This window comes from Roseivivax sediminis (genome assembly GCF_900112685.1).
Taxonomy (GTDB): Bacteria; Pseudomonadota; Alphaproteobacteria; order Rhodobacterales; family Rhodobacteraceae; genus Roseivivax; species Roseivivax sediminis.
The window spans coordinates 203,330-229,443 of record NZ_FOMS01000007.1 but is presented as its reverse complement, the minus strand read 5'-3'; the positions used below and the strand labels follow the sequence as shown (position 1 = coordinate 229,443).

Below are 26,114 nucleotides of genomic sequence, written 5' to 3'. Positions count from 1 at the left end.
GCGCCGCCGCCCGGCCCGGGCCGGATGGGAAAACCCTGCGAATGGTGCCGCCTCCTCCTGCGCTGAAAGCCATCGGCCGGCAGGTATCCGGTCGGGCACGGCGGCGCATCCCGTCAGTCGCCCAGGCGATAATCGGCGATGACGGGGTAGTGGTCCGAAGGCCAGTCGCCGGCGAAGCGGCGGCGCAGGACGACCGGACCTCCGACGCGCGTCAGGCCGGCGCCCGAGGCGATGTGGTCGATGGCGCCGAAGAGGTTGACCCCCCGGTCGAAATGGTACGTCGCGCCCTCCGTCGGCGCGAAGTCGAACCCGGCCTCTTCAAGTATGTCCAGCGTCGGCGCGCCAGCGCGGGCGTTGAGATCGCCGAGGAGCAGGACGGGAATGTCCGAGGGCCATGCGGCGAGGCGGCGCACGACGAGCTCCGCGGATTTCAGCCGGTTGTCGCCGCTGGCGGCGTCGAAATGCACGTTGAGCACGCGGAACGCCCGGCCTGAGGTGGTGGCGAATTCCGCCCAGGACGCAAAGGCGGGATAGGAGCCGTCGAAGCTGCGCGCGTAGATCCGCTCGGGCGTCTCCGAGAAGAAGAACCAGCCCTGGTCGCGCAGCGACAACCGATCTGTGCGGTAGAAGATCGGCTGGGTCGAGGGAAAATCGCGCCAGTCGCCGATAGCAGCGGCGGCATAGCCGGGATTGCGGTCCAGCAGGTAGCTCCGGGCCAGATTGACGTCGTCGCTGTTGCCGCCCGAGAAGGTCTCCATCTCCTGGAAGGCGACAAGGTCGGCCTCCATCGCCTTAAAAGCGGCGTCGAGCGACGGCGCGCGCCCCTGCCAGTCACCAACAGACCAGCGGCCGGTCTCGTGCCGCGCCCGGATGTAATGGACATTGTGCGTGGCCACGCGCAGGGCGCCTTCGGCGCGCGGCGGCAGCGCGCCGCTTCCCGAATTGGCGATGTGGAGTGCGCAGGCCAGGATCAGCGGTAGCGCGAGGACGAGAGCGAGGAGACGAAGCGCGGTCTTCATGGCTGGAGAGTGTAGGGCGCGATGCCGATCGGGGGGGCGGAATCGTGCCCGTACCGTGCGACTGCCACCCCGGCAGGTTGTGTGGCGGGGGGGCACCAAAAAAAAGGCCGAGCACAAAGCTCGGCCGAAGTCCAACAGGGAGGTATGAACATGCTGCCCCGAAGGGCGTTGCATCGTTCGATTGCTGAATTAGGCATCGCGTTTGAGTCGCGCAAGCGAAAGCGCTGCGGCTGCTGGGCATTGCCGCTATGCGTCACATGCAAGACACGTTTAACGTGTGTAGACGAAGGCCACACGCAAAGGCTGCGTGCAGGAGGTGGGCGCGTTCACTCGGCGCCCATGGCCTTCCGGCTGGTGCGGTGGGCGACGATTTCTTCCTGCACGAAATCGCGGAAGGCGGCGATGCGCTTGGACTGGCGCAGCTCCTCGGGGTAGGCGAGGAAGACCGGCACCTCGTTGGACTCCACGTCCGGCAGCACGCGCACGACCGAGGGGAAATCCTCGATGATGTAATCGGGCAGCACGCCGATGCCGAGGCTGGATATCACCGCCTGCAGCACGCCGAAGTAATTGTTCACGGTCAGCGTGCCGTGGATGTCGTGGGTCAGGAGGTTCTGGACCAGCTGCAACCCGGCGGTGACCTGCGCTGAGCGCGGATTCTGGCAGATCAGGCGGTGGCCGGACAGCTCCTCGAGCGTGCGGGGCGTGCCGAAGCGGTCGAGGTAGTCGGGCGCGGCGTAGAGGCGCATCTTCACCGACATCAGGCGTTTGCGGATGAGGTCCGCCTGGCTTGGTTCCTTCATGCGGATGGCGACATCGGCCTCGCGCATCGGCAGGTCGAGCACGCGCTCTTCCAGCATCAGGTCGATGTTGAGCTCGGGATGCTTGTCGTAGAGCTTCTGCAGCCTCGGGGCGAGCCACAGCGAGCCGAAGCCGGTCGTGGTGGTCACCCGCAACTCGCCGAAGACTTCCTCTTCGCTGTCGTGGATGCGGGCGGTCGCCGCTTCCAGCCGCTTAACCATGGAGGAGGTCGCATCGAACAGCAGCTCCCCCTGTTCGGTGAGGATCAGGCCCCGTGCGTGGCGGTGGAAGAGGGTGGTGTTGAGCGATTCCTCCAGCGCGCGAATTTGCCGGGACACCGCCGATTGCGACAGGTGCAGCGCGTCGCCGGCATGGGTGAGCGAACCGGCATCGGCCACCGCGTGAAAGATTCTGAGCTTGTCCCAATCCATCCGATCAACTTTCGAGCATTCTGTGTGCTGTACCCCGAAATAATGAATACATGTAGAATGTTCTATGCCGCAGCGCAGAAAAGGCCCGAAAAATTCCTGTGCGCGTCAGGCTATTTGACCTAGATTCCTGAAATGGATGGATCATTGAGCGGCGGGAGGCGCACGATGAGCACACATGACATTTCCCTGAACGACCGCTTCGACATTGGCAAGGATCGAGTGCTCTTGAACGGCACGCAGGCGCTTGTGCGGCTGATGCTGATGCAGAAAGCGCGCGACGAGACGGCGGGGCTGGACACCGCCGGTTACGTGACGGGCTATCGCGGCTCGCCGCTCGGCGCGGTGGACCTGCAGATGAAGCGCGCCGGCAAATGGCTCGAAGCGGCGAATATCCTTTTCAAGGAGGGGTTGAACGAGGATCTGGCCGCCACGCAGCTCTGGGGCAGCCAGCAGGCCGAACTGCGGGGGGAGGGCAAGTACGACGGCGTCTTCGGGCTCTGGTACGGCAAGGGCCCGGGGGTGGACCGGTCCGGCGACGTGATGCGGCACGCCAACATGGCCGGCACCTCGCAACACGGCGGTGTGCTGATGGCCATGGGCGACGACCACACGGGAGAGAGCTCCACCGTGCTGCACCAGTCCGAATGGGCGCTCGTGGACGCCTATATGCCGGTGGTCAGCCCCGCCGGTGTGCAGGAGATCCTCGATTACGGCATCTACGGCTATGCGCTCTCCCGGTTCGCCGGGCTCTGGGTCGGCCTCAAGACCATGAAGGACACGGTGGAGGCGACGGCGGTGGTCGACGGGCGCCCGGACCGGATGCGCCTCGTGGACCCGTCCGATTTCGCCATGCCCGAGGGCGGGTTGAACATCCGGCTGGGCGACACCCCGCACCTGCAGGAGGCGCGGATGATCGACCACAAGCGCTTCGCGGCGGAGGCGTTCAGCCATGCCAACCGCATGGACAAGCGTGCCTGGGGCAAGCCGGGCGCGAAGATCGGCCTCGTGGCAGCGGGCAAGAACTGGCTCGACCTCACCCATGCGCTGACCCTCCTGGGCATCGACGAGGCGGAGGCCGAGCGGCTCGGGATCACCACCTACAAGGTCGGGCAAACCTTCCCCCTCGACATGCAGGGCTTCCACGACTGGGCCGAGGGGCTCGACCTCATCATCATCGTCGAGGAGAAGCGCAAGCTGATCGAGGTGCAGGTGAAGGAGGCGATCTTCGACGACCGCCGGGGGCGGCGCGTCTATGGATGGTACAAGGGCGGCGCCGGCGGCATGCACCGCGAGGAGCTGTTCCCGACGCGCGGCGCGCTCGATCCCGTCTGGATCGCCGAGAAGTTGGGCGAGATCCTGATCGAGGAGGGGCGTGGCACCGAGGCCGTGAAGGCCGGCCTCGCGACGCTGGCCGAAGCGCGCAAGGCGGACAACGTGGAAGAGATCGCGGCGCGGCTGCCCTATTACTGCGCCGGCTGCCCGCACAACACCTCCACCAAGGTGCCCGAGGGCAGCCGCGGCTATGCCGGGATCGGCTGTCACTACATGGTGCAATGGATGGACCGCAGTACCACCGGCTTCACCCATATGGGCGCCGAAGGGGCGAACTGGATCGGCGAGGCGCCGTTCTCGAAGACGCCGCACGTCTTCCAGAACATCGGCGACGGCACCTACAACCATTCGGGGAAACAGGCGATCCGCGCGGCGCTCGCCGCCGGGACGAACATCACCTACAAGATCCTCTACAACGATGCCGTCGCGATGACCGGCGGGCAGAAGAACGAAGGCGGGCTGACCCCGGGTCGCATCGCCCGGGAGCTCGAGGCGATGGGCGTCGGCCGGATCGAGGTCGTCTACGACGAGAAAGAAGAGCCCGAGCGCGCGCATTTCCCCAAATCGGTCGGCTGGCACGAACGGGCCGAGCTGGAGACCGTGCAGAAGGAGCTGCGCGAGGTCCCCGGCGTCACCGCGATCCTCTACGTGCAGACCTGCGCGGCCGAGAAGCGGCGGCGCCGCAAGCGCCGTGAATTTCCCGACCCCGACACTCGCGTCTTCATCAACACCGATGTCTGCGAGGGCTGCGGTGATTGCGGAGTGCAGTCCAACTGTGTCGCCATCGCCCCGAAGGAGACCGAGTTCGGCCGCAAGCGCGAGATCGACCAGTCGGCCTGCAACAAGGATTTCTCCTGCCTCAACGGGTTCTGCCCGTCTTTCGTCACGCTCGAAGGGGCGCAGCCGAAGAAGGGCGCGACCACCGACTTGATGCTGCCGGATCTGCCGGAACCGAAGGTGCCGGGCATCGACAAGACCTGGAACGTGATCGTCACCGGTGTCGGCGGCACCGGGGTCGTGACCGTGGGCGCGGTGATGGCGCAGGCGGCGCAGATCGCCGGCATGGGCGCCGGCATGATGGAGATGGCCGGCCTCGCCCAGAAGGGCGGCGCGGTGCACATCCACTTGCGGCTGGCCAAGGCGCCCGAGGACATCAGCGCGGTGCGCGTGGCGACCGGGGAGGCCGACGCGCTTATCGGCGGCGATCTGGTGGTGAGCGCCGGGTCGAAGACGCTGGGGCTATGCGCCACGGGCCGCACCGGCGCCGTGGTCAACAGCCACGAGACACCGACGGGAGAGTTTACCCGCAACACCGAGTTCGCGCTTCCGGCCGACCGACTGAAGCTGGCGCTGGAGCGGCGGATGAAGGACCGGCTGGACCTCTTCGACGCGTCGGAACTGGCGCGCGCCACACTGGGCGATTCCATCTTCTCCAACGTGATGCTGCTTGGCGCGGCCTGGCAGCGGGGCCTCGTGCCGCTGCCGAAAGCCGCGATCCTGCGGGCCATCGAGCTCAACGGCGCGGCCGTGGAGGGCAACACCCGCGCCTTCGAGATCGGCCGCTGGGCGATGGTGCACCCCGAGGAGGCGGCCCGCGTGGCGGTGCCGAACGTGGTGGACAGGCCGAAGACGCTCGAAGAGCGGATAGAGGCGCGCGCCGCGCACCTGACCGCCTACCAGGGCAAGCGCCTCGCCCGGCGCTACCGCGCGATGGTGGATCGCGTGGAGGACCCGAAGCTGCGCGAGGCGGTCGCGCGCGGCTATCACAAGCTGCTGTCCTACAAGGATGAGTACGAGGTCGCGCGGCTCCACCTGGAGACCCGCGCGAAGGCCGAGGCGGCCTTCGACGGTAAATTCCGCATGCACTTCCATCTCGCCCCGCCGATCCTGGCCAAGGAGGGCGCCGACGGCCGCCCTGTCAAGAAGCGCTACGGCGAGGGCATGCTGCGCAATTTCCGCCTGCTCGCGCGTCTGAAATGGCTGCGCGGCACGCCTTTCGATCCGTTCGGCCGGTCCGAGGAGCGCCGGATGGAGCGCGCGCTGATCCGGCAATACGAGGCCGACATGGCCGAATGGCTGCCGCAGGCGCGCCCCGGGACGCGGGACGCGCTGGTCGCGCTGGCCGAGTTGCCGCGCACGATCCGCGGCTTCGGGCCGGTCAAGGCGGCGAACGCGGAAAAGGCCAGGAGGCGGCGCGAGGAACTGCTGGCGGCGCTACGCGATGGCGGCACGGCGCTGGCCCGCGCGGCGGAATAGATGTCGCATGGCGGAGCGAGGGGCCAGCCCCTCGCGCTCCCCGGGATATTTCCGGGCAGATGAATGGGCGGCGCGGCGCGTACGCCCCGGCGTGTCGCGATGTATCCGGCGCTGTTCATGCGCGCCCGCCGCGCCCGGGATACGCGCGACCTGATGGAATTCCTGCGCGCGTCGACCTATGGCTTGTCCCCGACTCCGCCGGCATCGCTCGATACCGGTTTGGAGTTCGAGGAGAAGCATCGGTAGGGCAGGCAGATGTGCGCGGAGGCCGCGCGCCAGAGGCCGCCCGGACAAGGCGAGGCAGGGCGCATGGCAGTAGGCATCTTCGATTCGGGGCTCGGCGGCCTCACGGTTCTGGACGCGGTGTCGCGGCATCTGCCCGAGGTGCCGTTCGTCTATCTCGGCGACAATGCCAATGCGCCCTATGGCGTCCGCAACGCGGATGATATCTACCGGCTGACCACCGCCGGGGTGCAGCGGCTCTTTGACGAGGGCTGCGACCTGGTGATCCTGGCCTGCAACACCGCGAGCGCTGCGGCCCTGCGCCGGATGCAGGCGGCCTGGATCCCCGAGGGCAAGCGCGTCCTCGGCGTCTTCGTGCCGCTGATCGAGGCGCTGACCGAGCGGCGCTGGGGCGACAATTCGCCGCCGCGGGAGGTCGCGGTGAATTGCGTGGCGCTGTTCGCGACACCGGCGACGGTGCGCAGCCGCGCCTTCCAGCGCGAACTGTCCTTCCGCGCGGTGGGCGTCGACGTGGAGGCGCAGGCCTGCGGCGGGCTCGTCGATGCGATCGAGGAGGGCGACATGATCCTCGCCGAGGCGCTGGTGCGCTCGCACGTCGATGCGCTCAAGCGCAAGATGCCGCATCCCGAGGCCGCCATGCTGGGTTGCACGCATTATCCGCTTCTCGAGGAAGTGTTCCGGGAGGCGCTGGGCCCCCGGGTCAAGGTGTTCAGCCAGGCCCAGGTGGTGGCCGAGAGCCTTGAAGATTACCTCAAACGCCATCCCGGACGCGCCGGGGACGGGACGGCGAAGTTCCTGACCACCGGCGATCCGCGCAAGGTCTCGGGGCAGGCGACGCAGTTCCTGCGCCGGCAGATCGTGTTCGAGGCGGCATGAGCCGACCGGCGGGGGCGTTCCGCCCCCGCACGCCCTGAGAGTATTTGCGGCCCAAAGAAGCCGGGAGGCGCTAAGGGGTCTGGCGCCATGGTCTTGGCGTGCGGGACGGGTTAGAAGGCGCGCGAAGAGCGCCGGAAGGAGACAGGCCATGACCCACAGGATCGCCATCATCGGCGCGTCGGGCTATACCGGCGCGGAGCTTATCCGCCTGATCGCCACGCATCCGTCTTTCGAAATCCGCGCGCTTGCCGCCAATTCCAGGGCTGGGCAGGAGATGGCGGCGGTGTTTCCGCATCTGCGCCATCTCGATCTGCCGAAGCTCGTAACCTGGGAAGAGATCGACTTCGGCGGCATCGACCTGTGCTTCTGCGCGCTCCCGCACAAGACGAGCCAGGAGGTGATCTCCCAACTGCCGGAGCATCTGAAGATCGTCGATCTGTCTGCCGATTTCCGGCTGCGGGATCCCGAGGCCTATGCGCAATGGTACGGCAACGCCCACGCCGCGACGCAGATGCAGAAGGAGGCCGTCTACGGCCTGACCGAGTTCTACCGCGAGGAGATCGCCTTGGCGCGGCTCGTCGCCGGTACCGGTTGCAATGCGGCGACCGGGCAGTTCGCGCTGCGTCCGCTGATCGCGGCCGGGGCGATCGGACTGGACGACATCATCCTCGATCTGAAATGCGGGGTCAGCGGGGCCGGGCGGTCGCTGAAGGAAAACCTTCTGCACGCCGAGCTGTCGGAGGGCACGAACGCCTACGCGGTGGGCGGCACGCACCGGCATCTGGGCGAGTTCGATCAGGAATTTTCCGCCATCGCAGGGCGCGAGGTCCGGGTGCAGTTCACGCCGCATCTTCTGCCGATGAATCGCGGTATCCTCGCCACCGCCTACGTGTCGGGCGAGGCGGAGACGGTGCATGGCGCGCTGGCCGCGGCTTATGCGGACGAGCCGTTCCTGCACGTCCTGCCGATGGGCGAGACGCCGTCGACGCATCATGTGCGCGGCTCGAACTTCTGCCATATCGGCGTGACCGGGGACCGGATCGGCGGGCGGGCCATCGTGGTCGCCGCGCTCGACAACCTCACCAAGGGGTCTTCGGGGCAGGCGGTGCAGAACGCGAACCTGATGCTGGGCGAGGCGGAGACGGCCGGGTTGATGCTGGCGCCCTGCTTCCCATGATCCGCCGGGCGGCTGCGGCGCGCGGCCGCTTTTCGTAGCCGGGGCGGATCGCCTATATTGGATACGGAACAGCAGAGGATTGGGCATGGCACTTGCGAGGCTGAAGAAGAGACGCCGGATCCAGGTGGTGGCGCTGGCGGCGGTGGCGCTGGTCGTGTCGACGGCGCTCATCGGCTACGCGATGCGCGACGGCATCAACTTCTTCCGCTCCCCGAGCGAGGTGATGGCCGAGCCGCCGCGCGCCGACGAGGTGTTCCGCATCGGTGGGTTGGTGGAAGAGGGCACGCTCGTGCGTGGACAGGGCGAGCGGGTGTCGTTCGCCGTGACCGATGGCGGGGCGAGCGTGCCGGTCGTTTTCACCGGCGTGCTGCCGGATCTCTTCGAGGAGAACCAGGGCATGGTCGGCACCGGCCGCTACGTGGACGGCACCTTCGAGGCGACCGAGATCCTGGCCAAGCACGACGAGACCTACATGCCCAAGGAGGTCGTGGACGCGCTGAAGGAGCAGGGCGTCTACCAGGCGCCGGAGGCGGGCAGTTAGGCCCTGTCGCGCTTTTCGTCCTCGCGCCGGATTGTGCGGCGGAAGGTGGCGACGCGGTAGAGATACCAGCCGACGAGCACCACGAGAACGACGTTGGACACCGGGGCGAGCCAGCCCGAGACCGCCGCGTAATTGCGGCCGAGGAACCAGCCCGCGACGGTCAGGAACGTCGTCCAGATAACCGTACCGGCCGCCGTGTAGCTCAGGAACTTGCCCATGCCCATGCCCGAGAGACCGGCAGGTACGGAGATGAAGGTGCGGATACCGGGCACCAGGCGCCCGATGAACACGGCCTTGCCGCCGTGGTTGTCGAACCAGGCGTCGGCGGCGTCGATCTCGCCCGGGGTAAGCGTCAGCCAGCGGCCGTACTTGCGTGCGAAGGACTTGAGACGATCGAGCCCGATCCATGCCCCGAGATAATACCACAGTACCGCCCCCGCCAGGGACCCGGCGCTGCCGGTGGCGATCATCAGCACGAGGCTCAGCCCGTCGCGGTGGGCGATGAAACCGGCGAGCGGCAGCACGATCTCGGACGGGATCGGGGGGAAGACGTTTTCGAGGAACATCAGGAACGCGGCGGCGGCGTAGCTGCTCTGTTCCATCAAGGAGGTGATCCAGCCGGTCATCTTGGCCCTTTGCGGTGTGTTTCGCCGTCAACGCGCGGGGCGGCCGGTTCGTTCGCGCCGCCCCGGTGGCGCGGCGCGATTTTCCGTTCGGTGTGGCGGGCTCAGCCCCGCAGGATCGAGGTGCTGGCGTATTCGGCGCTCTCGCCCAGCATCTCCTCGATGCGGATGAGCTGGTTGTACTTCGCCAGCCGGTCCGACCGGGCGAGCGAGCCGGTCTTGATCTGCCCGCAATTGGTGGCGACGGCGAGGTCGGCGATGGTGGCGTCCTCGGTTTCGCCCGAACGGTGGGACATCACGTTGGTCATGCGCGCGCGGTGGGCCATGTCGACCGCCTTCAGCGTCTCGGTGAGCGTGCCGATCTGGTTGACCTTGACCAGCATGGAGTTGGCGCAGCCCTTCTCGATCCCCATGGCGAGGCGCGTCGGATTGGTCACGAACAGATCGTCCCCGACCAGCTGCACGCGGTCGCCGAGCCGGTCGGTCAGGAGCTTCCAGCCCTCCCAGTCGTCCTCGCCGCAGCCATCCTCGATGGAGATGATCGGGTAATCGTCGCAGAGCTTGGCGAGGTAGTCGACATTCTCTTCGGGGGTGAGCGACAGGCCTTCGCCCTTCATCTCGTACTTGCCGTTCTCGAAATACTCGGTCGAGGCGGCGTCGAGGGCGAGGTAGATATCCTTGCCCGGTTTGTAGCCGGCCTTCTCGATGGACTTCAGGATGAAGTCGAGCGCGTCGCGCGTGCCCTTGAGCTCGGGTGCGAAGCCGCCCTCGTCGCCGAGGCCGGTGGACATGCCGGCGCTCGACAGCTCTTTCTTGAGCGTGTGGAACACTTCGCTCCCCATGCGCACCGCCTCGCGGATCGAGGTGGCGGCGACCGGCATGATCATGAATTCCTGGATGTCGATCGGGTTGTCGGCGTGTTCGCCCCCGTTGATGATGTTCATCATCGGCACCGGCAGGACGCGCGCCGACGTGCCGCCGACATAGCGGTAGAGCGGCTGGGTGCAGAACTCCGCCGCCGCCTTGGCGGTCGCGAGCGACACGCCGAGGATGGCGTTGGCGCCGAGCCGGCCCTTGTTGTCGGTGCCGTCAAGCTCGATCATCGCGGTGTCGAGCGCGACCTGATCGGTCGCGTCGAGGCCGACGATCTCTTCGGCGATCTCGCCGTTGACCGCGGCGACGGCTTCCAGCACGCCCTTGCCCTTGTAGCGCTCGGCGTCGCCGTCGCGGCGTTCGACCGCCTCGTAGGCGCCGGTCGAGGCGCCCGAGGGCACTGCGGCGCGGCCCATGGAGCCGTCTTCGAGGGTCACGTCGACCTCCACGGTCGGGTTGCCGCGGGAATCGAGGATCTCGCGCGCGAAGATGTCGATGATCATGCTCATGGGGTCCGTCCCTTTTGCGCAGGTCGCGTTCGGGTTCGGGATAGCGCAGGGCGGAGCAGAGGTAAACGCGCCGTGAGCGCCTTTGCGTTAGCGATAACGGATAAGGCGTCCGGGTAGGCTGGCGCCGGGTGCGCGGCGGCCCGCACCCGCGCCCGTTCGCGCAGGAGCGTGTAGGTGCCCGAGGCCACGATCAGCGCGGCGCCGGCAAGGGTGGCAAGGTCGGGGATCTCGCCAAAGACCGCGAGTCCGATGAGGAGCGCGAAGAGGATCCGCGTGTAGCGGAACGGCGTGACCACCGCGATGTCGCCGGTGCGGGTGGCGCTGGTGATGGCGTAATAGGCGACGCCGCCGACCGCGATGGCGCAGGCCAGAAGCCCGGCGGCGGGCGGCGCGGGCATGACCGGGGCGCCGGTGAAGGGCATCAGCAAGAGGCCCGAAGGGATCGCCGTCAGGAGGCCGTAGGTGGCCAGTTGCAGATGGCTGACCTCGCGCGGAACCGCGCGGGAGGCCAGGTCACGGCCTGCCAGCCCCACGACCGCCAGCACCGCCCAGAGCGTGTTGGGATCGAAGGCCGAGAGGCCCGGCCGCAGGATGATCAGGACGCCGGCGAGCCCGGCGAGCACGGCGCTCCAGCGCCGCCAGCCGACGGTTTCGCCGAAGATGAAGGCGGCGCCGGCGGTGATCACCAGCGGCACCGCCTGCGCGATGGCCGAGGCGGTGGCGAGCGGGATGGTGGTGATCGCGGTGACGAAGCCGAGCGTTCCGAAGATCTCGGTCACGTTGCGCAGGATCACCGCCCGCGACCACAGCACCGGTCCGAACAGGCGCACGCCGCGCGAGCGGGCGTAGAGCGCGAAGGCCCCGCCGCCGACAGCGCCGATGGTCACGAGGATCTGCCCGGTGGGGACCGCATGCGCGGCGGCCTTGATGAAGGCGTCCTCGACCGCGAAAGCGGCCATGGCGAGGACCATGAGGGAGATACCGCGAAGATTGTCCATCTCCGCCTTGTGGCCGGGATCGGGACGGAGCGCCAGAGGGTCTAGGCGAGCCCGTAGGCGGACAGGAGCGCGGGCATCTCCGCGTGGAGACGCGCGCGCCCCGAGGGCGCCCAGCCGAAGGCGGAGAGGCGGCCGCAGCCCAGCGCGCTGACCGGCGCGTCCGAGGTCTCGGGGAGCGGCAGGGGGCGCTGCGCGGCGGCCGCCGCGGCCTCGATCAGCTCGCGCCGGTCGAGGAGGATGTCGGAGACATGGACCGGTCCACCGGGCGCGTCGGCCTCCGCCAGCAGAAACAGCGCGTCCGCGAGGTCGCGTCCATGCACCTCCGTGCCCCGGCGGGGATCGGGAGCGTGTCCGGCGAAGGCTTCCGTCAGCTCCGCGTGCCATTTGCGCCAAGCGGGCGGCGCGGGGCGGGCGAGGTCCGAGGGCTCCAGCCCGAAGACCCCGGTGGCGCGCAGGGACCAGCCGGTGAGCGGCAGGGCGGCAAGATGCTCCTCGGCGGAGAGCTTCGCCTTGCCGTAGAGAGATGCCGGCTCGGGCGGCAGGTCTTCAGGCAGGTGGGTGCCGCCGGGCAGGCCGTCAAAGACCGCGCGGGAGGACAGGAAGGCCACGCGCGGCACGCCGGCCGCCACGGCAGCCTCGAAGAGCCTGCGCGTCCCGCCAAGGTTCGCGGCGAGAAAGCCGGCCGGATCCTCGCCCTCGCCGCCCCGGTAGCGGCCGGGGACGTGGGCGAAGGCGGTGTGCACCAGCAGGTCATGGCCTGTGAGGTCCGGGACCGGCGCGGAGAGATCGTAGGGCAGGTGCCGGACCGGTCCCTCGGGCGCGCTGCGGGTCAGGGCGGTCACCTCGTGGCCCCGCGCCAGCGCCGCGGCGACGAAGAATCGGCCGACATAGCCGGTGGCGCCGGTGATCGCTACGCGCATGGGGCGGGCAGGGCCGAGAGCTCCGGCGTCTCGCCGCGCTCATGGGCGCGCCAGAGGTCGATGAGGGGGCGCAGCCGGTCCGCCTTGGCGTGGTCCTGCCACGGTTTTTCGTACTGGAAATGCAGCACGCGGATCGCCTGCCAGTCCCAGAGATCGGGCAGGTTGAACCAGACATATTGCAGCATGTTGTCGAAGACCGGCAGGCCGTGCCAGTCGGGGAAGTAATCCTGCAGGAAGGTCTGGTCGGTGCGTCGCCAGAACGCGCCGGGCGCGTCGAGGCGGGCAAGCATCGCCTCGAAGGTCGCGGCGGAGGGCCGGGCCGTGAAGACGCCGGAATTCATGCGGTGAAAGTCGGCCAGCCCTTCATAGACGTTGGGCGCCGCAGAGAACTCCGGATAGTCGAACAGCCTGTCGATGTTCCGCAGCACCAGCGTGTCGGCATCGAGGAAGACGACCCGCTCGTACTCCGTCTGCCAGAGCCGCAGCTTGGCGAAATTGTCGAGCGGGGTGTGGAAGGGGGGCTTTTCGCCCTTGGTGAAAGGGTTGCGGCCGTGGATCTGGTCCTTGGCATGCGCCTCGTTGAACGCGGCGCTGGTCGGCAGCAGATCCGTTTCGATCAGCCGCGCACCACGCTCGCGCAAGATCGCAAGTGCGTCCTCCGGCACCGCCTCGGTGTGAAGGACCACCCGGTCGGCCCCGGTGCCGGTCAGCGCGAGCGAGTGCAGCAGCGCCGCCGCCCCGCGGGCGAAATCGGCATTGGTGACGAGCGTGACGAAGGCCCGGGTCGCGCGGGCCGGGCCTTCGGGGCGCAGCGGGCTCACGACACCGATTTGAGCGACTTGCCCTCGGGGTCGCGCTCCACGCGAGAGCCGAGATCCTTCGTCCAGGCCGACACCGCCGGCACGCGGCTTCGGTCGATGCGGTGGGCGTATTTCTTGGCGACGTCGACGACCTCGGCCAGCAGCCCCTCGGCCAGCGTGGTCGGGTCGAGGCCGAGCGCGAGGAACTGGTCGTTCTTCACGATCAGGTCGTTCTCGGGGGCTTCCTTGCGCGGGTTCGGAAGGTAGGCGACTTCCGCGTCGGTGAGCTTCGCCACCAGTTCGGCCAGATCGCGGACGCGGTGCGTTTCGGTCATCTGGTTGAAGATCTTCACCCGCTCGCCGGCCTCGGGCGCATCGTTCAGCGCCAGCTCGATGCAGCGCACCGAGTCCTGGATGTGGATGAAGGCACGGGTCTGCCCGCCGGTGCCGTGCACCGTCAGCGGGTAGTCGATCGCCGCCTGGATCAGGAAGCGGTTGAGCACCGTGCCGTAATCGCCGTCATAGTCGAAGCGGTTGATGAGCTGGTCGTGCCGCCGCGTCTGGTCGGTATGCGTCCCCCAGACGATGCCTTGGTGCAGGTCGGTGATCCTCAGCCCGTCGTTCTGGGCATAGAACTGGAACAGGATCTGATCGAGCGACTTGGTCATGTGATAGACCGAGCCGGGCTTCGTCGGGTAGAGCACCTCCTGCGCCTTCTTGCCGGTGGGCGTGTCGATCTCGATGTCGAGATAGCCCTCGGGGATCGGCGCGCCGACGCTGGAATAGCCGTAGACGCCCATCGTGCCGAGATGCACCAGATGCGCGTCGATGCCAGATTCCACCATCGCAGCCAACAGGTTATGCGTCGCGCTGACGTTGTTGTTGACGGTGTAGACCTTGTGGCGGTCGGTCTTCATCGAATAGGGGGCGGCGCGCTGTTCGGCGAAGTGGATCACCGCGTCGGGCTGGTGATCGACCAGCCAAGCCTTGAGGCGCTCGTATTCCTTGGCAAGATCCAGCAGGTGGAAGTGCAGGACCTCGCCCGACACCTCTTTCCAGATGCGGCAGCGTTCCTGGATGGAATCCATCGGGGTCAGCGACTGCACGCCAAGCTCGGTGTCGATCCAGCGGCGCGACAGGTTGTCGACGATATGCACCTCGTGGCCCTGGGCCGAAAGGTGCAGGCAGGTGGGCCAGCCGACAAAGCCGTCCCCTCCGAGAATGGCGATGCGCATGGGATTGGCCTCCGGTCCGTTCGTGACGCCGCGTCGTAGTCGGCGCGTCTGTGAAAGTAAAATGACCCTTTTGCAACAGGGGGCAAGACCGGGGCCGGCAGGTCGGCCCGGGCTGTGCAATGGCGCAGGGTGGCTGTGTTGCGTGGCGCCATTGGTGCAAAACGCCTCGCAAGACAATGAATTTGCGGGGCAAATAGGTGTTCCGGTCTACCCGGTGCGCATACCCGGGTGCCGCTGCGACAACTGGTTGCGACCGCGAGGATGCCTAAGTGGACGGAATCTGGAATTCACGCACCTCATCCGAAAGGATCCCGCGATGACCGAGGCCAAGTTGTTCACGCCGGCGAAGGCCGGCGATATCGAACTGAAGAACCGCATCGTCATGGCGCCGCTCACGCGCAATCGCGCGATGAACGACGACGATGCCCCGATGGACATGCATGTCGAGTATTACCGCCAGCGCGCCGGCGCGGGCCTGATCGTCACCGAGGCAACGCAGATCACACCAGAGGGCAAGGGCTATGCCTGGACGCCGGGCATCCATTCGCAGGCGCAGATCGACGCCTGGCGCCAGGTGACCGACGCGGTGCACGATGCGGGCGGCAAGATCGTGCTGCAGCTCTGGCATGTCGGCCGGATCTCTCACACCTCGCTGCAGCCGGGCGGGCAGCCGCCGGTCGCGCCCTCGGCAATCCGGGCGAACGCGCCGACCTTCGACGGCACGCAGATGGTCGACGTGTCGGAGCCGCGGGCGCTGCGCCTCGACGAGCTGCCGCGCATCGTGGAGGAATACCGCATCGCGGCCGATAACGCGAAAGCCGCGGGCTTCGACGGGGTCGAGGTGCACGCCGCGAACGGCTACCTGATCGACCAGTTCCTCAAGGACGGGATCAACCAGCGCGACGACGCCTATGGCGGCTCGTTCGAGAATCGCTCGCGCCTTCTGGAAGAGGTGCTGGACGTGGTGACGGGCGTCTGGGGCGCGGGGCGCACAGGCGTGCGGATCTCGCCGTTCTCGGGGGCGAACGACGCCACCGACAGTGACCCTGCGGCGCTAGCGCGGCATCTCGCGGACGTGCTGCATCCGCTGGGCCTTGCCTACGTGCACATGATCGAAGGCCAGACCGGCGGCCCGCGCGATCTGCCCGAGGGCGTGACCTTGCGCGAGCTGAAGGATCGCGTCGGCACCACCTGGATGGGCAATAACGGCTACGACCGAGAGATGGCCGTCGAACGGGTGGAGCGGGGCGATACCGACCTCGTCGCGTTCGGCGTGCCGTTCATCGCCAACCCCGACCTGCCGAGGCGGCTTGAGCTGGGCGCGGAGCTGAACGCCGCCGACAAGTCGACCTTCTACGGCGGTGGGCGCGAGGGCTACACCGACTATCCGTTCCTCGACGACGCACAGGCCTCCACGGCCGCTGAATGAGCAGGCCGCGGCGGCTGAACCGGTCCAAGTAACCGGCAGGAACCGGCCGCCGCGTTTGCCCGAACCCATGCGCGCTGATAAGCCTGCGATTGAGCTGGAGGCGCGCATGAAAGATCCCGCATCATCCGATCCGCTCTTCACCCCGCTCGATCTGCCTTGCGGGGCGCGGCTGTCACACCGCGTGCTCAAGGCGGCAATGTCCGACGCGCTCGGCGACGGGGCCGGGCGGCCGACGGACGTGCAGGCGCGGCTCTACGCGCGCTGGGCCGAAGGGGGCGCAGCGCTGTGCATCGTGGGGGAGGTGCAGCCGCTGACTGACGCGGCCGAGGCGCCGGGCAATCTCGTGCTGGCGCCCGAAGCCGATCCCGAGGATTTTGCGAAACTGACCCGGAGCGGGCGCAGGGGCGGCACCCATCTCTGGGCGCAGCTCGGTCATGCCGGCGCGCTCACCCCGCCGGAGATCGGGCGCCCGCGTGGGCCGTCCGCGCTGGACCTGCCGGGGCTGAACTGCGCCGAGATCGGCGCCGACGAGATCCGGGCGCTGCCGCAGATCTATGCCGGCGCCGCGCAGCGGGCGCGGCAAGCGGGGTTCTCGGGCGTCGAGATCCACGCCGCGCACGGCTTCCTGCTCAGCCAGTTCCTCTCGCCGCTCTTCAACCGCCGGGACGACGAGTATGGCGGATCGCTCCGCCGCCGGATGCGGCTCCTGCTGGAAGTGGTGGAGGCGGTGCGCGCGGGCGTCGGCCCGGCCTTTCCCGTGGGGCTCAAGATCAACGCCACCGACCGGCTGGAAGGCGGCACCACCGAAGGCGATGCGCTCGAAGTCCTTTCGTCGCTTGAGGGTCTGGGGCTCGACCTGATCGACATCTCCGGCGGAACGTATTTCCCGGGCGCCCCGGCGGCGTCGGACGGAAGTGGGGGCGGTGCATATTTCCGGGACGTCGCGGCGCGGGCGAAGCGGGTCGTATCCGCACCGGTGATGCTCACCGGCGGTATCAAGACCCGCGCAGAGGCCGCCGGGATCGTGGCCTCGGGCGATGCCGACGCGGTCGGGCTGGCGCGAGCCTTCGCACTCGACCCCGCGCTGCCCGAAAGCTGGCGGGCGGGGCGGGAGCCGGCCTTTCCGCGCTTCGACAGTCGCCCGCCCGGCGGGTTGACTGCCTGGTACACCCAGGCATTGCGCGCCATCGGAGAGGACCGGTCCATGCTGCCTCCGCCCGACCCGGACGCCGCGCTGACAGCGATGGCCGCCCGTGACGCCGCGCGCAGGGGCCGCTGGATAAGGCGGTTCGGGGCGCCCTGACCCGGACAGGCGGCACCACATCTTGGGGTGGTATCCGTTCGCGTGACCCGGGTGTTGCGGTGGTGTGCCCGGCACCTTGCGCTAGGTTGAACCAAAAGGCTCTGGCGCGCGCCGCTTGAAAAGCGTTACGCTCGACCACAGGTCATAGCACCAAGAAGGGGACGGTAAGCGCTGCCGCAAAGCGGGGCCGGGCCGTCTTGCCGATCAGAAGGAAAGCCCATGGAACATCCCCTCAACGCCTCCTACCCGGTGCTCCCGCTGCGGGACATCGTGGTGTTCCCGCACATGATCGTTCCGCTCTTCGTCGGGCGCGACAAGTCCGTGCGCGCGCTCGAGGAGGTCATGCAGGACGACAAGCAGATCCTGCTGGCAAGCCAGGTCGACCCGGCGGAGGACGATCCCACCTCCGAGCAGATCTACACCGCAGGCGTGCTGGCCAACGTTCTGCAGCTTCTCAAGCTGCCCGACGGTACCGTGAAGGTTCTGGTCGAGGGGCAGGCGCGGGTGAAGATCACCGAATACCTGGAGAACGCGGAGTTCTTCGAGGCGAAGGCCGAATACATGCACGAGATGCCGGGCGACGCCACGTCGATCACCGCGCTCGTGCGGTCCGTCGCGGACGAGTTCGCCCGGTATGCCAAGATCAAGAAGAACATCCCCGAAGAAGCGCTCTCCGCCGTCAGCGAGACAACCGAGCCGGCGAAGCTCGCCGATCTGGTCGCCGGGCATCTGGGGATCGAGGTGAACCAGAAGCAGGAGCTTCTGGAAACGCTCGCCGTGTCCGACCGGCTTGAGAAGGTGTACGGCCTGATGCAGGGCGAGATGTCGGTCCTGCAGGTCGAGAAGAAGATCAAGACCCGCGTCAAGAGCCAGATGGAGCGCACGCAGCGGGAGTACTACCTGAATGAGCAGATGAAGGCCATTCAGAAGGAACTCGGCGACGGCGAGGATGGCCAGAACGAGGTGCAGGAGCTCGAGAAGCGGATCTCCGAGACCAAGCTGTCGACCGAGGCCAAGGAAAAGGCCGAAGCGGAAATCAAGAAGCTCAAGAACATGAGTCCGATGTCCGCCGAGGCGACGGTGGTACGCAACTACCTCGACTGGATGCTGTCGATCCCTTGGGGCAAGAAGTCCAAGGTCAAGAAGGACCTCGGCCGCGCCGAGAAGATCCTCGACGACGATCACTACAGCCTCGAGAAGGTGAAGGAGCGGATCGTCGAGTATCTCGCGGTTCAGCAGCGCTCCAAGAAGCTGAAGGGGCCGATCATGTGCCTCGTCGGCCCTCCGGGCGTCGGCAAGACGTCGCTCGGCCAGTCGGTCGCCAAGGCCACGGGGCGCGAGTTCATCCGCATCTCGCTGGGCGGCGTGCGTGACGAATCCGAGATCCGCGGCCACCGCCGGACCTATATCGGCTCCATGCCGGGCAAGATCATCCAGGCGCTGAAGAAGGCCAAGACGACCAACCCGCTGATCCTGCTCGACGAGATCGACAAGATGGGTCAGGACTTCCGCGGCGACCCGGCATCGGCGATGCTCGAGGTGCTCGACCCCGAGCAGAATGCGACCTTCGTGGACCACTACCTCGAGGTCGAGTACGACCTGTCGAACGTGATGTTCCTGACCACGGCGAACTCCTACAACATGCCGGGGCCGCTTCTGGACCGGATGGAGATCATCCCGCTGTCGGGCTACACCGAGGACGAGAAGGCCGAGATCGCCAAGCGGCACCTGCTGCCCAAGCAGGTGAAGAACCACGGGCTGAAAGAGACCGAGTTCGTGGTCGAGGACCAGGCGCTGATCGACACGATCCGCTACTACACCCGCGAGGCCGGGGTGCGGAACCTCGAACGCGAACTGGCCAAGATCGCGCGCAAGGCGGTGACCAAGATCGTCAAGAAGGAGGCCGAGACCGTCACGGTGACGGCCGAGAACCTCCCGGACTTCCTGGGCGTGCGCAAGCATCGCTACGGGCTGGCCGAGGACGAGCATCAGGTCGGCGTGGTCACGGGGTTGGCGTACACGTCGGTGGGCGGCGATCTGCTGCACATCGAGGCGTTGCGCCTGCCGGGCAAGGGCCGGATGAAGACCACCGGCACGCTCGGCGACGTGATGAAGGAGTCCATCGACGCGGCCTCCTCCTACGTGCGGTCGGTGTCGCCGCAGATCGGCGTCAAGCCGCCGCGCTTCGAGAAGTGGGACATCCACGTCCACGTGCCCGACGGCGCGACGCCCAAGGACGGCCCGTCCGCGGGTCTGGCGATGGTCACGGCCATCGTGTCGGTTCTGACCGGCATCCCGGTCCGCAAGGACATCGCGATGACCGGCGAGGTGACGCTGCGCGGCAATGCCAGCGCCATCGGCGGGCTGAAGGAAAAGCTGCTCGCGGCGCTCCGCGGCGGGATCAAGACCGTTCTCATCCCCAAGGAGAACGAGAAGGATCTGGCCGAGCTGCCCGACAACGTGAAGGACGGGCTTGAGATCATCCCGGTGGAGCATGTCTCCGAGGTGCTGAAGCTGGCCCTGATCCGCGAGCCCGAGGCCGTCGACTGGGACGAGGCCGAGGAAGAAACCGCTGTCGAGGCCATGACCCGGGCGGAGGACAGCAAGGACCAGGGCGCCGTGGCGCACTGATCCGGAATTTGCATCCGGACGTTCAGGGCCGCATCCTTTCGGGGGTGCGGCCTTTCTCTTGTGCGCAATGGGACGGGGGCGCGCTGCGCTGGCCCGGACCCTTGCGCCGGGCAAGGGCCGTCAGGCCTTCGCGCGTCGCCGGGCCGCGCCCGGGGCCAGCGATTGGCTGCCGCTCGGCGCGATGCTCAGAGGTCGCCCGGTCGTGGCCGACAAGAAGCGCTGCCGCTCCGACGTCACGATCGCCGACCCGCGACCCGACGATGCTCGGCTTGGCTCCCGGATGACGGGGCGTGGCATGGCGTCGATCGTGGCGCCGTTTTCCGCGAACCCCGGTCTCGCAACGGCACATCTCCGAGATCGGAAGGAAGGCGACGACCCTCTTGCACACGCGTCCGAGTGAGTCTAAGAGGCACGCCACCGGGTGATTAGCTCAGTGGTAGAGCGCTTCGTTCACATCGAAGATGTCAGAGGTTCAAATCCTCTATCACCCACCATCCTCCCCTTGGTATGACCGCCCCAACGACGCCAGAACCGCTGTCCCCAAGGGGCACAAGCGGACGGATTGGCCGTGTCCAGCGAGGACAGTCGAGCCGCACTCGGGAGCTCTGAAGTTGCGATCCGCGCGTGTCGCGCCGGGGGGACTCGAAGGTTCTTGATACGCCGCTGTCGCCGGGCTAGACCCGAACCGCACTGGCGTCACGCCGTGCCCGGGGGTCGTTAGCTCAGCTGGTAGAGCGTCTCGTTTACACCGAGAATGTCGGCGGTTCGAATCCGTCACGACCCACCATTATTCAAAGCTCATCTGTTTTCACCCCGGGCGAGCCTTCCGGTTCGGTCGGGACGTTTGCCATACTCGGGCAGCAGCAGGGGCCGGCTGTCCTTCCTCGAGCTTGGCGACATCGGGCTTGGGCGTCCTACGGAAGCGCAATGCGCCGCCGTCCGGTCGCGAATTGCTGCATCACGGGCTCGGGTCCGCGGCACGCTTCCGCAAATCTTGCATCTCTTGGGATTGCGCAAGAACGTGGTTGCGTTTGGTCCGACTTATTTTCGCCACGGTTGAATCGGTGACTCGTACCTGAGGGGAGCGCCAAGTGTTTCAAATGGCTGAGGAGGAGACGCCGTGGAAATCGTCGTTGATCGGAAACGCAGGATTGCTCCGGTGCGTTTGGCGCAGGGATGTCGCGAGAAACGCAATGCCGCAGAGCAGACACTGGCGGCTCTGGATGAGGCGAACGAAGCTCTGAACGACCTTAAAGGCTGCTCGGACCACGTTGACCCCAAGGCAGTCCAAAAGCTGGAATCCGTACTCTCTACCGTGAGAAAGGCGCAGGCCTGGCGCTTGCGGGTTGCGATCATCGATGCGCAGTTCCTCGGTCTGCTCGCCGCGAACGACCCGTAGGAGGCGGTGTCGAGGCTCGATGCCTGCGAATTGAGCGCTTCGCACGGTTCAGGTGCAGCGCGCCAACCTTCCTGCGGCGCGCTGCCTTTACACCGCGCTGCCGGGTGCCGACAGATGAAGCCATGTCCGAGCGGCTTTCCATCATCGTCGTCGAACCCGACCGCGAACGCGCGCTGCAGATCGTCGATTCGCTGAACGACGCGGGTGATTTCCACATCCGCATCCTGTCGGAGCCGGCTTCGCTGGCCGGCAATATCCGCGATCACGCGCCCGACGTGGTGCTGATCGACATGGCCAATCCCTCGCGCGATCAGCTCGAGGAACTGGCGCTCGCATCCGGCCCGCTCGATCGGCCGGTGGCGATGTTCGTCGACCGTTCCGAGGAGGGGCTGTCGGCGGCGGCGATCGAGGCGGGCGTGTCCGCCTATGTCGTGGACGGGATGGAGCCGCGGCGCCTGAAGCCGGTGCTCGACGCCGCTATCGCGCGCTTCCGCATGTTCCAGCGCATGCGGATGGAACTGGCAGAGGCCAAGCGCGCGCTGGAGGAACGCAAGGTCATCGACCGCGCCAAGGGCATGATCATGCGCGCGCGGGGGATCAGCGAGGACGAGGCCTACGCGCTCCTGCGCAAGACCGCGATGGACCGCGGCCGGCGCGTGGCCGACGTGGCCGAGGCACTGGTAACCTCGGCGGGGCTGCTGGGATGAGGACGGTCACACTCTCCGTCGCGTTCAACCCGTTGGTGGATGCCGCCCCGCTGATCGTCGCCGAGCGCATGGGCTTCGCCGCAGAGGAGGGTCTCAGCCTCGATCTGCGACGTGCGCCATCGTGGTCGGCGGTGCGCGATCTTCTGAGCTTCGGACATGTCGAGGCGGCGCACCTTCTGTCGCCGGTGCCGGTGGCGCAGGCACTGGGCCTCGGCGGGACCGCGACGACCCTGGACGCGGTGTCGGTGCTGTCGGTCAACGGCAACGTCGTCGGCGTCAGCGCGGCGATGGCCGAGCGGTTGCGCGCCGCCGGGCACGATTTCGCCTTCGACGACGCCGGCGCCGCGGGCCGCGCGCTGATCGCGGCGGCGGATGCGCCGCTGCGCGTCGGCGTGCCGTTCCCGTTCTCCATGCATGCCGAGCTGATGTTCTACTGGCTCTCGGCGCTGGGTCTGCCCGCGCCGCAGAACCTGTCGGTGCGCACCTTCCCGCCGGCGACGATGGCCGATGCGCTGAAGGCCGGGGAGATCGATGCCTTCTGCGTGGGCGAGCCCTGGGGCTCCTACGCGGTGGAGACGGGCGGCGCGACGCTGCTTCTGCCGGGGGCGGCGATCTGGGCGTTCTCGCCCGAGAAGGTGCTCGCGGTGCGCGCCGACTGGGCGACGGCGGAGCCCGACCTGCGCGGCCGTCTGATCCGTGCGGTGTGGCGGGCGGGGCGCTGGCTGTCCGATCCCGGCTCGCTCACCATCGCGGCGGAGCTTCTGAGCCGCGCCGAGCATCTGGGCATCGCCGCGGAGCTGATCGAGCGGGCCCTGAGCGGGCGCATCGTGGTGTCCGCGCGCGGGGAGGAACGGCAGGTGCCGCGCTTCGTGGAATTCCATCGCTTCTGCGCGAACTTCCCCTGGCGCAGCCAGGGCGCTTGGATCGGCGCGCAGCTTTCGGCGCGCACCGGCCTCGACCGGGCGCAGGCGGCCGCCGCGGCGGCGGAGCGGTTCCGCTCGGACTATTTCCGCGCGGCGATGGCGCCGACGCAGTGCGATATTCCTTCGGCCTCCTCGCGGCTGGAAGGGGCACTGTCGGCGGACACGCCGGCAGGTTCGCGCTCGGGGAGGTTGATTCTGGCCCGTGACACCTTCTTCGACGGCCAGGTCTTCGATCCCGCGCTTTCATGATGCCCAAGATCTGAACAATCGCGCCGAAATGTGCTGCAATGCGGCAGGGCCGGCGCCGTTTCCGCCTGGCCGCCGTTGCGCGATGTCCGGCTGTCGCGCATAGCATGAGGTGTCGGCCGGGCAATGGCGTCCGCCGAGACCTCTTTCCGAAGATATCTCCCGACGACCGGGACACGTGAGCACAGCCGCTCGACCCTCTGCCGAATGCGGCAGGGCGCGTCAGCGGCTTTTTTGTTGTCTGCTCGTCTTCCGGACAGGGGAAGACGGCCAAGGATGGATACAGGGATGAAACATCTCATCATCGGACTTGCGGCCTCGACCGCGCTGACCTCTCCGGCGCTTGCCCAGATGCTCGACCTCGAGAAGGACGAACTGACCTTCGGCTTCATCAAGCTGACCGACATGGCGCCGCTCGCGGTGGCCTACGAACAGGGCTATTTCCTCGACGAGGGGCTGTTCGTGACGCTGGAGGCGCAGGCCAACTGGAAGGTTCTGCTGGACGGCGTGATCGACGGGCAGCTTGACGGGGCGCACATGCTCGCCGGTCAGCCGCTGGCCGCGACCATCGGCTACGGCACCGAGGCGCATATCGTCACCCCGTTCTCGATGGACCTCAACGGCAACGGCATCACCGTGTCGAACGAGGTCTGGGCGGAGATGAAGCCGAACATCCCGGAAAACGAGGACGGCCTGCCGCAGCACCCGATCAGCGCCGAAGCTCTGGCGCCGGTGGTGGAGGACTACAATTCCAGCGGCCGGCCCTTCAACATGGGCATGGTCTTCCCGGTCTCCACACACAATTACGAACTGCGCTACTGGCTTGCCGCCGGCGGGCTGCATCCGGGCTTTTACGCCGACGGCGACGCGACGGGGCAGGTGCAGGCCGACGTGTTCCTGTCGGTGACACCGCCGCCGCAGATGCCCGCGACGCTCGAGGCCGGCACGATCTACGGCTATTGCGTGGGCGAGCCCTGGAACCAGCAGGCGGTGTTCAAGGGCGTCGGGGTGCCGGTCATCACCGATTACGAGATTTGGAAGAACAACCCCGAGAAGGTGTTCGGCATCACCGCGGGGTTCGCCGAAGAGAACCCCAACACCACGCTCGCGGTGACCAAGGCGCTGATCCGCGCGGCAATGTGGCTCGACGAGAACGAGAACGCCAACCGCGAGGAGGCGGTCGAGATCCTGTCGCGCCCCGAATATGTCGGCGCCGACGAGGAGGTGATCGCCAACTCGATGACCGGCACGTTCGAATACGAGAAGGGCGACGTGCGCGAGGTGCCCGACTTCAACGTGTTCTTCCGCTACAACGCGACGTACCCGTTCTATTCGGACGCGGTGTGGTACCTCACGCAGATGCGCCGCTGGGGCCAGATCGCGGAGCCGCAGCCCGACAGCTGGTACGACGAGGTCGCCAAGTCGGTCTACAAGCCGGAGATCTATCTCGAGGCGGCGCGGGCGCTGGTCGATGACGGGCTCGCCGACGAGGCCGACTTCCCCTGGGACAGCGACGGCTACAAGGCGCCGACCCCGCCCGAGGACATCATCGACGGCATCCCCTACGACGGCCGCACGCCCAATGCGTACCTCGACAGCCTCGATATCGGGCTGAAGGGCGAGCAGCGCATCGTCGGCGGCGAAGTCCAGGGCTGAGGCCCCGCGGCAGCTCCTCCGCCCTGACGGGCGTCCTCGCGAGGAGAGCCCGGACGGGCTCGAGGAGCTGCTCCACGCACCCAATGCCAGGAGATCCGACCATGACCGCCGTCGATCCGAGCACGATAGAAGCCGACCACCGCGAGGCGCGCCGCGCCCGCCGTTTCACCCGCATCAACAAGGCCGACGCGTGGTTCCGCGTCCTCGGCCTCGCCTGGATGACCCCGGTCCTCAAGGCCGCCGCCGGCGACAACCCGAAGGGCCAGATGGGCGAGATCTGGCGCCTGCTCGGCGTGCCCGTCCTCGCCATTCTCGGCTTTCTCGCCCTCTGGGCGGTGCTCGCCCCTCAGGTGCAGACCTCGCTCGGCGCCGTGCCGGGGCCGGCTGCCGTCTGGGACGAGGCCCAGGGCCTTCACGCGGACGCCGTGCGCACCGGCGAGCGGCGCGAGAAGTTCGAGACGATGGTGGCCGAGCGCAACCAGCGCATGATCGAGGCGGGCCGCCCCGAGGACGTCAAGGACGTCGCCTATACCGGCGCGCCGTCCTATTACCAGCAGATTGCCACCTCGATCCGCACGGTGTTCTTCGGCTTCCTGATCGCCACCGCGGTCGCGGTGCCGCTGGGCATCCTCGCCGGCCTCTCGCCCACCGCGAACGCCGCGCTCAATCCGATCATCCAGGTCTTCAAGCCAGTCAGTCCGCTGGCCTGGCTGCCGATCGTCACGATGATCGTCTCGGCCGTCTACGCCACCAATGACGGGCTCTTCGAGAAGTCGTTCCTGGTTTCCGCGATCACCGTGACGCTCTGCTCGCTCTGGCCGACGCTGATCAACACAGCGCTGGGCGTGGCGTCCATCGACAAGGATCTGGTGAACGTCTCCAAGGTCCTGAAGATGAACACCTGGACCAAGATCACCAAGCTGGTGCTGCCATCCGCGCTTCCGCTGATCTTCACCGGGCTGCGCCTGTCGCTCGGCGTCGGCTGGATGGTCCTGATCGCGGCCGAGATGCTGGCCCAGAACCCCGGCCTCGGCAAGTTCGTCTGGGACGAGTTCCAGAACGGCTCGTCGTCGAGCCTCGCGCGGATCATGGTCGCGGTCTTCACCATCGGCCTCATCGGCTTCGCGCTCGACCGGCTGATGTACGCGATCCAGGCCGCCTTCACCTTCTCCAGTAACCGGTGAGC

At 67.5% G+C, this 26,114-nt stretch carries 21 protein-coding genes and 2 tRNA genes; 15 read left to right on the top strand and 8 right to left on the bottom strand.

What is annotated here, in order from left to right; all coding sequences use genetic code 11:
* Nucleotides 1-113: 113 nt before the first annotated feature.
* Nucleotides 114-1,019, bottom strand: coding sequence for an endonuclease/exonuclease/phosphatase family protein (locus F3H57_RS12900; protein WP_149756322.1), 906 nt, complete (start codon nucleotides 1,017-1,019; stop codon nucleotides 114-116).
* 326 nt (nucleotides 1,020-1,345) lie between these two features.
* Entirely contained in the window at nucleotides 1,346-2,251 is a 906-nt protein-coding gene (locus F3H57_RS12895) for a LysR family transcriptional regulator (RefSeq protein WP_149756321.1), read from the bottom strand.
* Nucleotides 2,252-2,416: 165 nt separating this feature from the next.
* Between F3H57_RS12895 and F3H57_RS12890 the strand changes: the two genes are divergently transcribed.
* The 5 genes from F3H57_RS12890 (at nucleotide 2,417) to ccmE (ending at nucleotide 8,676) form a co-directional block, all read left to right on the top strand.
* Nucleotides 2,417-5,839, top strand: coding sequence for an indolepyruvate ferredoxin oxidoreductase family protein (locus tag F3H57_RS12890; RefSeq protein ID WP_149756320.1), 3,423 nt, complete (start codon nucleotides 2,417-2,419; stop codon nucleotides 5,837-5,839).
* Nucleotides 5,840-5,902: 63 nt separating this feature from the next.
* On the top strand, nucleotides 5,903-6,085 hold the full coding sequence (locus F3H57_RS22885; RefSeq protein WP_316633242.1) for a hypothetical protein: 183 nt from the start codon (nucleotides 5,903-5,905) through the stop codon (nucleotides 6,083-6,085).
* Between the two features lie 63 nt (nucleotides 6,086-6,148).
* Nucleotides 6,149-6,958 (top strand): glutamate racemase, encoded by an 810-nt coding sequence (locus tag F3H57_RS12885; RefSeq protein WP_149756319.1) that lies wholly within the window; start codon nucleotides 6,149-6,151, stop codon nucleotides 6,956-6,958.
* Between the two features lie 148 nt (nucleotides 6,959-7,106).
* Nucleotides 7,107-8,135, top strand: coding sequence for an N-acetyl-gamma-glutamyl-phosphate reductase (gene argC / locus F3H57_RS12880; protein WP_149756318.1), 1,029 nt, complete (start codon nucleotides 7,107-7,109; stop codon nucleotides 8,133-8,135).
* An 85-nt stretch (nucleotides 8,136-8,220) separates the two neighbouring features.
* Nucleotides 8,221-8,676: a cytochrome c maturation protein CcmE gene (gene ccmE / locus F3H57_RS12875; protein WP_149756317.1), complete on the top strand. Its 456-nt coding sequence runs from the start codon at nucleotides 8,221-8,223 to the stop codon at nucleotides 8,674-8,676.
* On the opposite strand, the gene F3H57_RS12870 is transcribed toward ccmE, so the two are convergent.
* The 6 genes from F3H57_RS12870 to F3H57_RS12845 form a co-directional block, all read right to left on the bottom strand.
* Nucleotides 8,673-9,302, bottom strand: a complete 630-nt coding sequence (locus F3H57_RS12870; RefSeq protein WP_149756316.1) for a DedA family protein — start codon at nucleotides 9,300-9,302, stop codon at nucleotides 8,673-8,675. The two genes, ccmE and F3H57_RS12870, sit on opposite strands and share 4 nt — an antisense overlap.
* 101 nt (nucleotides 9,303-9,403) lie before the next feature.
* Nucleotides 9,404-10,681, bottom strand: a complete 1,278-nt coding sequence (eno, locus tag F3H57_RS12865; RefSeq protein WP_149756315.1) for a phosphopyruvate hydratase — start codon at nucleotides 10,679-10,681, stop codon at nucleotides 9,404-9,406.
* Nucleotides 10,678-11,679, bottom strand: a complete 1,002-nt coding sequence (locus F3H57_RS12860; protein ID WP_149756314.1) for a DMT family transporter — start codon at nucleotides 11,677-11,679, stop codon at nucleotides 10,678-10,680. Before F3H57_RS12860 ends, eno begins: the two co-directional genes overlap by 4 nt.
* 41 nt (nucleotides 11,680-11,720) lie before the next feature.
* On the bottom strand, nucleotides 11,721-12,599 hold the full coding sequence (locus F3H57_RS12855) for an NAD-dependent epimerase/dehydratase family protein (protein WP_149756313.1): 879 nt from the start codon (nucleotides 12,597-12,599) through the stop codon (nucleotides 11,721-11,723).
* Nucleotides 12,590-13,420, bottom strand: a complete 831-nt coding sequence (locus F3H57_RS12850) for a glycosyltransferase (protein ID WP_149756312.1) — start codon at nucleotides 13,418-13,420, stop codon at nucleotides 12,590-12,592. The genes F3H57_RS12855 and F3H57_RS12850 overlap by 10 nt, the downstream gene beginning before the upstream one ends.
* A complete protein-coding gene (locus tag F3H57_RS12845; protein ID WP_149756311.1) occupies nucleotides 13,417-14,634 on the bottom strand; it encodes an NAD-dependent epimerase/dehydratase family protein in 1,218 nt (405 codons plus the stop codon). The genes F3H57_RS12850 and F3H57_RS12845 overlap by 4 nt, the downstream gene beginning before the upstream one ends.
* A 316-nt stretch (nucleotides 14,635-14,950) precedes the next feature.
* Between F3H57_RS12845 and F3H57_RS12840 the strand changes: the two genes are divergently transcribed.
* The 10 genes from F3H57_RS12840 to F3H57_RS12795 all read left to right on the top strand — a co-directional run bounded on the left by F3H57_RS12840 (nucleotide 14,951) and on the right by F3H57_RS12795 (nucleotide 26,112).
* Nucleotides 14,951-16,063, top strand: a complete 1,113-nt coding sequence (locus F3H57_RS12840) for an alkene reductase (RefSeq protein ID WP_149756310.1) — start codon at nucleotides 14,951-14,953, stop codon at nucleotides 16,061-16,063.
* A 106-nt stretch (nucleotides 16,064-16,169) separates the two neighbouring features.
* Nucleotides 16,170-17,366, top strand: a complete 1,197-nt coding sequence (locus F3H57_RS12835) for an oxidoreductase (RefSeq protein WP_149756309.1) — start codon at nucleotides 16,170-16,172, stop codon at nucleotides 17,364-17,366.
* 219 nt (nucleotides 17,367-17,585) lie between these two features.
* Nucleotides 17,586-19,997: an endopeptidase La gene (lon, locus tag F3H57_RS12830; RefSeq protein ID WP_149756308.1), complete on the top strand. Its 2,412-nt coding sequence runs from the start codon at nucleotides 17,586-17,588 to the stop codon at nucleotides 19,995-19,997.
* Nucleotides 19,998-20,416: 419 nt separating this feature from the next.
* Nucleotides 20,417-20,491 (top strand) — tRNA-Val (locus F3H57_RS12825).
* Between the two features lie 217 nt (nucleotides 20,492-20,708).
* A tRNA-Val gene (locus tag F3H57_RS12820) sits at nucleotides 20,709-20,784 on the top strand.
* A 333-nt stretch (nucleotides 20,785-21,117) separates the two neighbouring features.
* Entirely contained in the window at nucleotides 21,118-21,396 is a 279-nt protein-coding gene (locus tag F3H57_RS12815; protein ID WP_149756307.1) for a hypothetical protein, read from the top strand.
* 122 nt (nucleotides 21,397-21,518) lie between these two features.
* Nucleotides 21,519-22,103 carry an ANTAR domain-containing response regulator gene (locus tag F3H57_RS12810; RefSeq protein ID WP_149756306.1) on the top strand — a complete coding sequence of 195 codons (585 nt, stop codon included), beginning with the start codon at nucleotides 21,519-21,521 and terminating at the stop codon, nucleotides 22,101-22,103.
* Nucleotides 22,100-23,275: an ABC transporter substrate-binding protein gene (locus F3H57_RS12805; RefSeq protein WP_149756305.1), complete on the top strand. Its 1,176-nt coding sequence runs from the start codon at nucleotides 22,100-22,102 to the stop codon at nucleotides 23,273-23,275. Before F3H57_RS12810 ends, F3H57_RS12805 begins: the two co-directional genes overlap by 4 nt.
* Before the next feature lie 285 nt (nucleotides 23,276-23,560).
* Nucleotides 23,561-24,928, top strand: coding sequence for a CmpA/NrtA family ABC transporter substrate-binding protein (locus F3H57_RS12800; protein WP_149756304.1), 1,368 nt, complete (start codon nucleotides 23,561-23,563; stop codon nucleotides 24,926-24,928).
* Nucleotides 24,929-25,029: 101 nt separating this feature from the next.
* The gene (locus F3H57_RS12795) at nucleotides 25,030-26,112 is read left to right on the top strand and encodes an ABC transporter permease (RefSeq protein ID WP_149756303.1); all 1,083 of its coding nucleotides are present in this window, start codon (nucleotides 25,030-25,032) and stop codon (nucleotides 26,110-26,112) included.
* Nucleotides 26,113-26,114 lie beyond the last annotated feature (2 nt).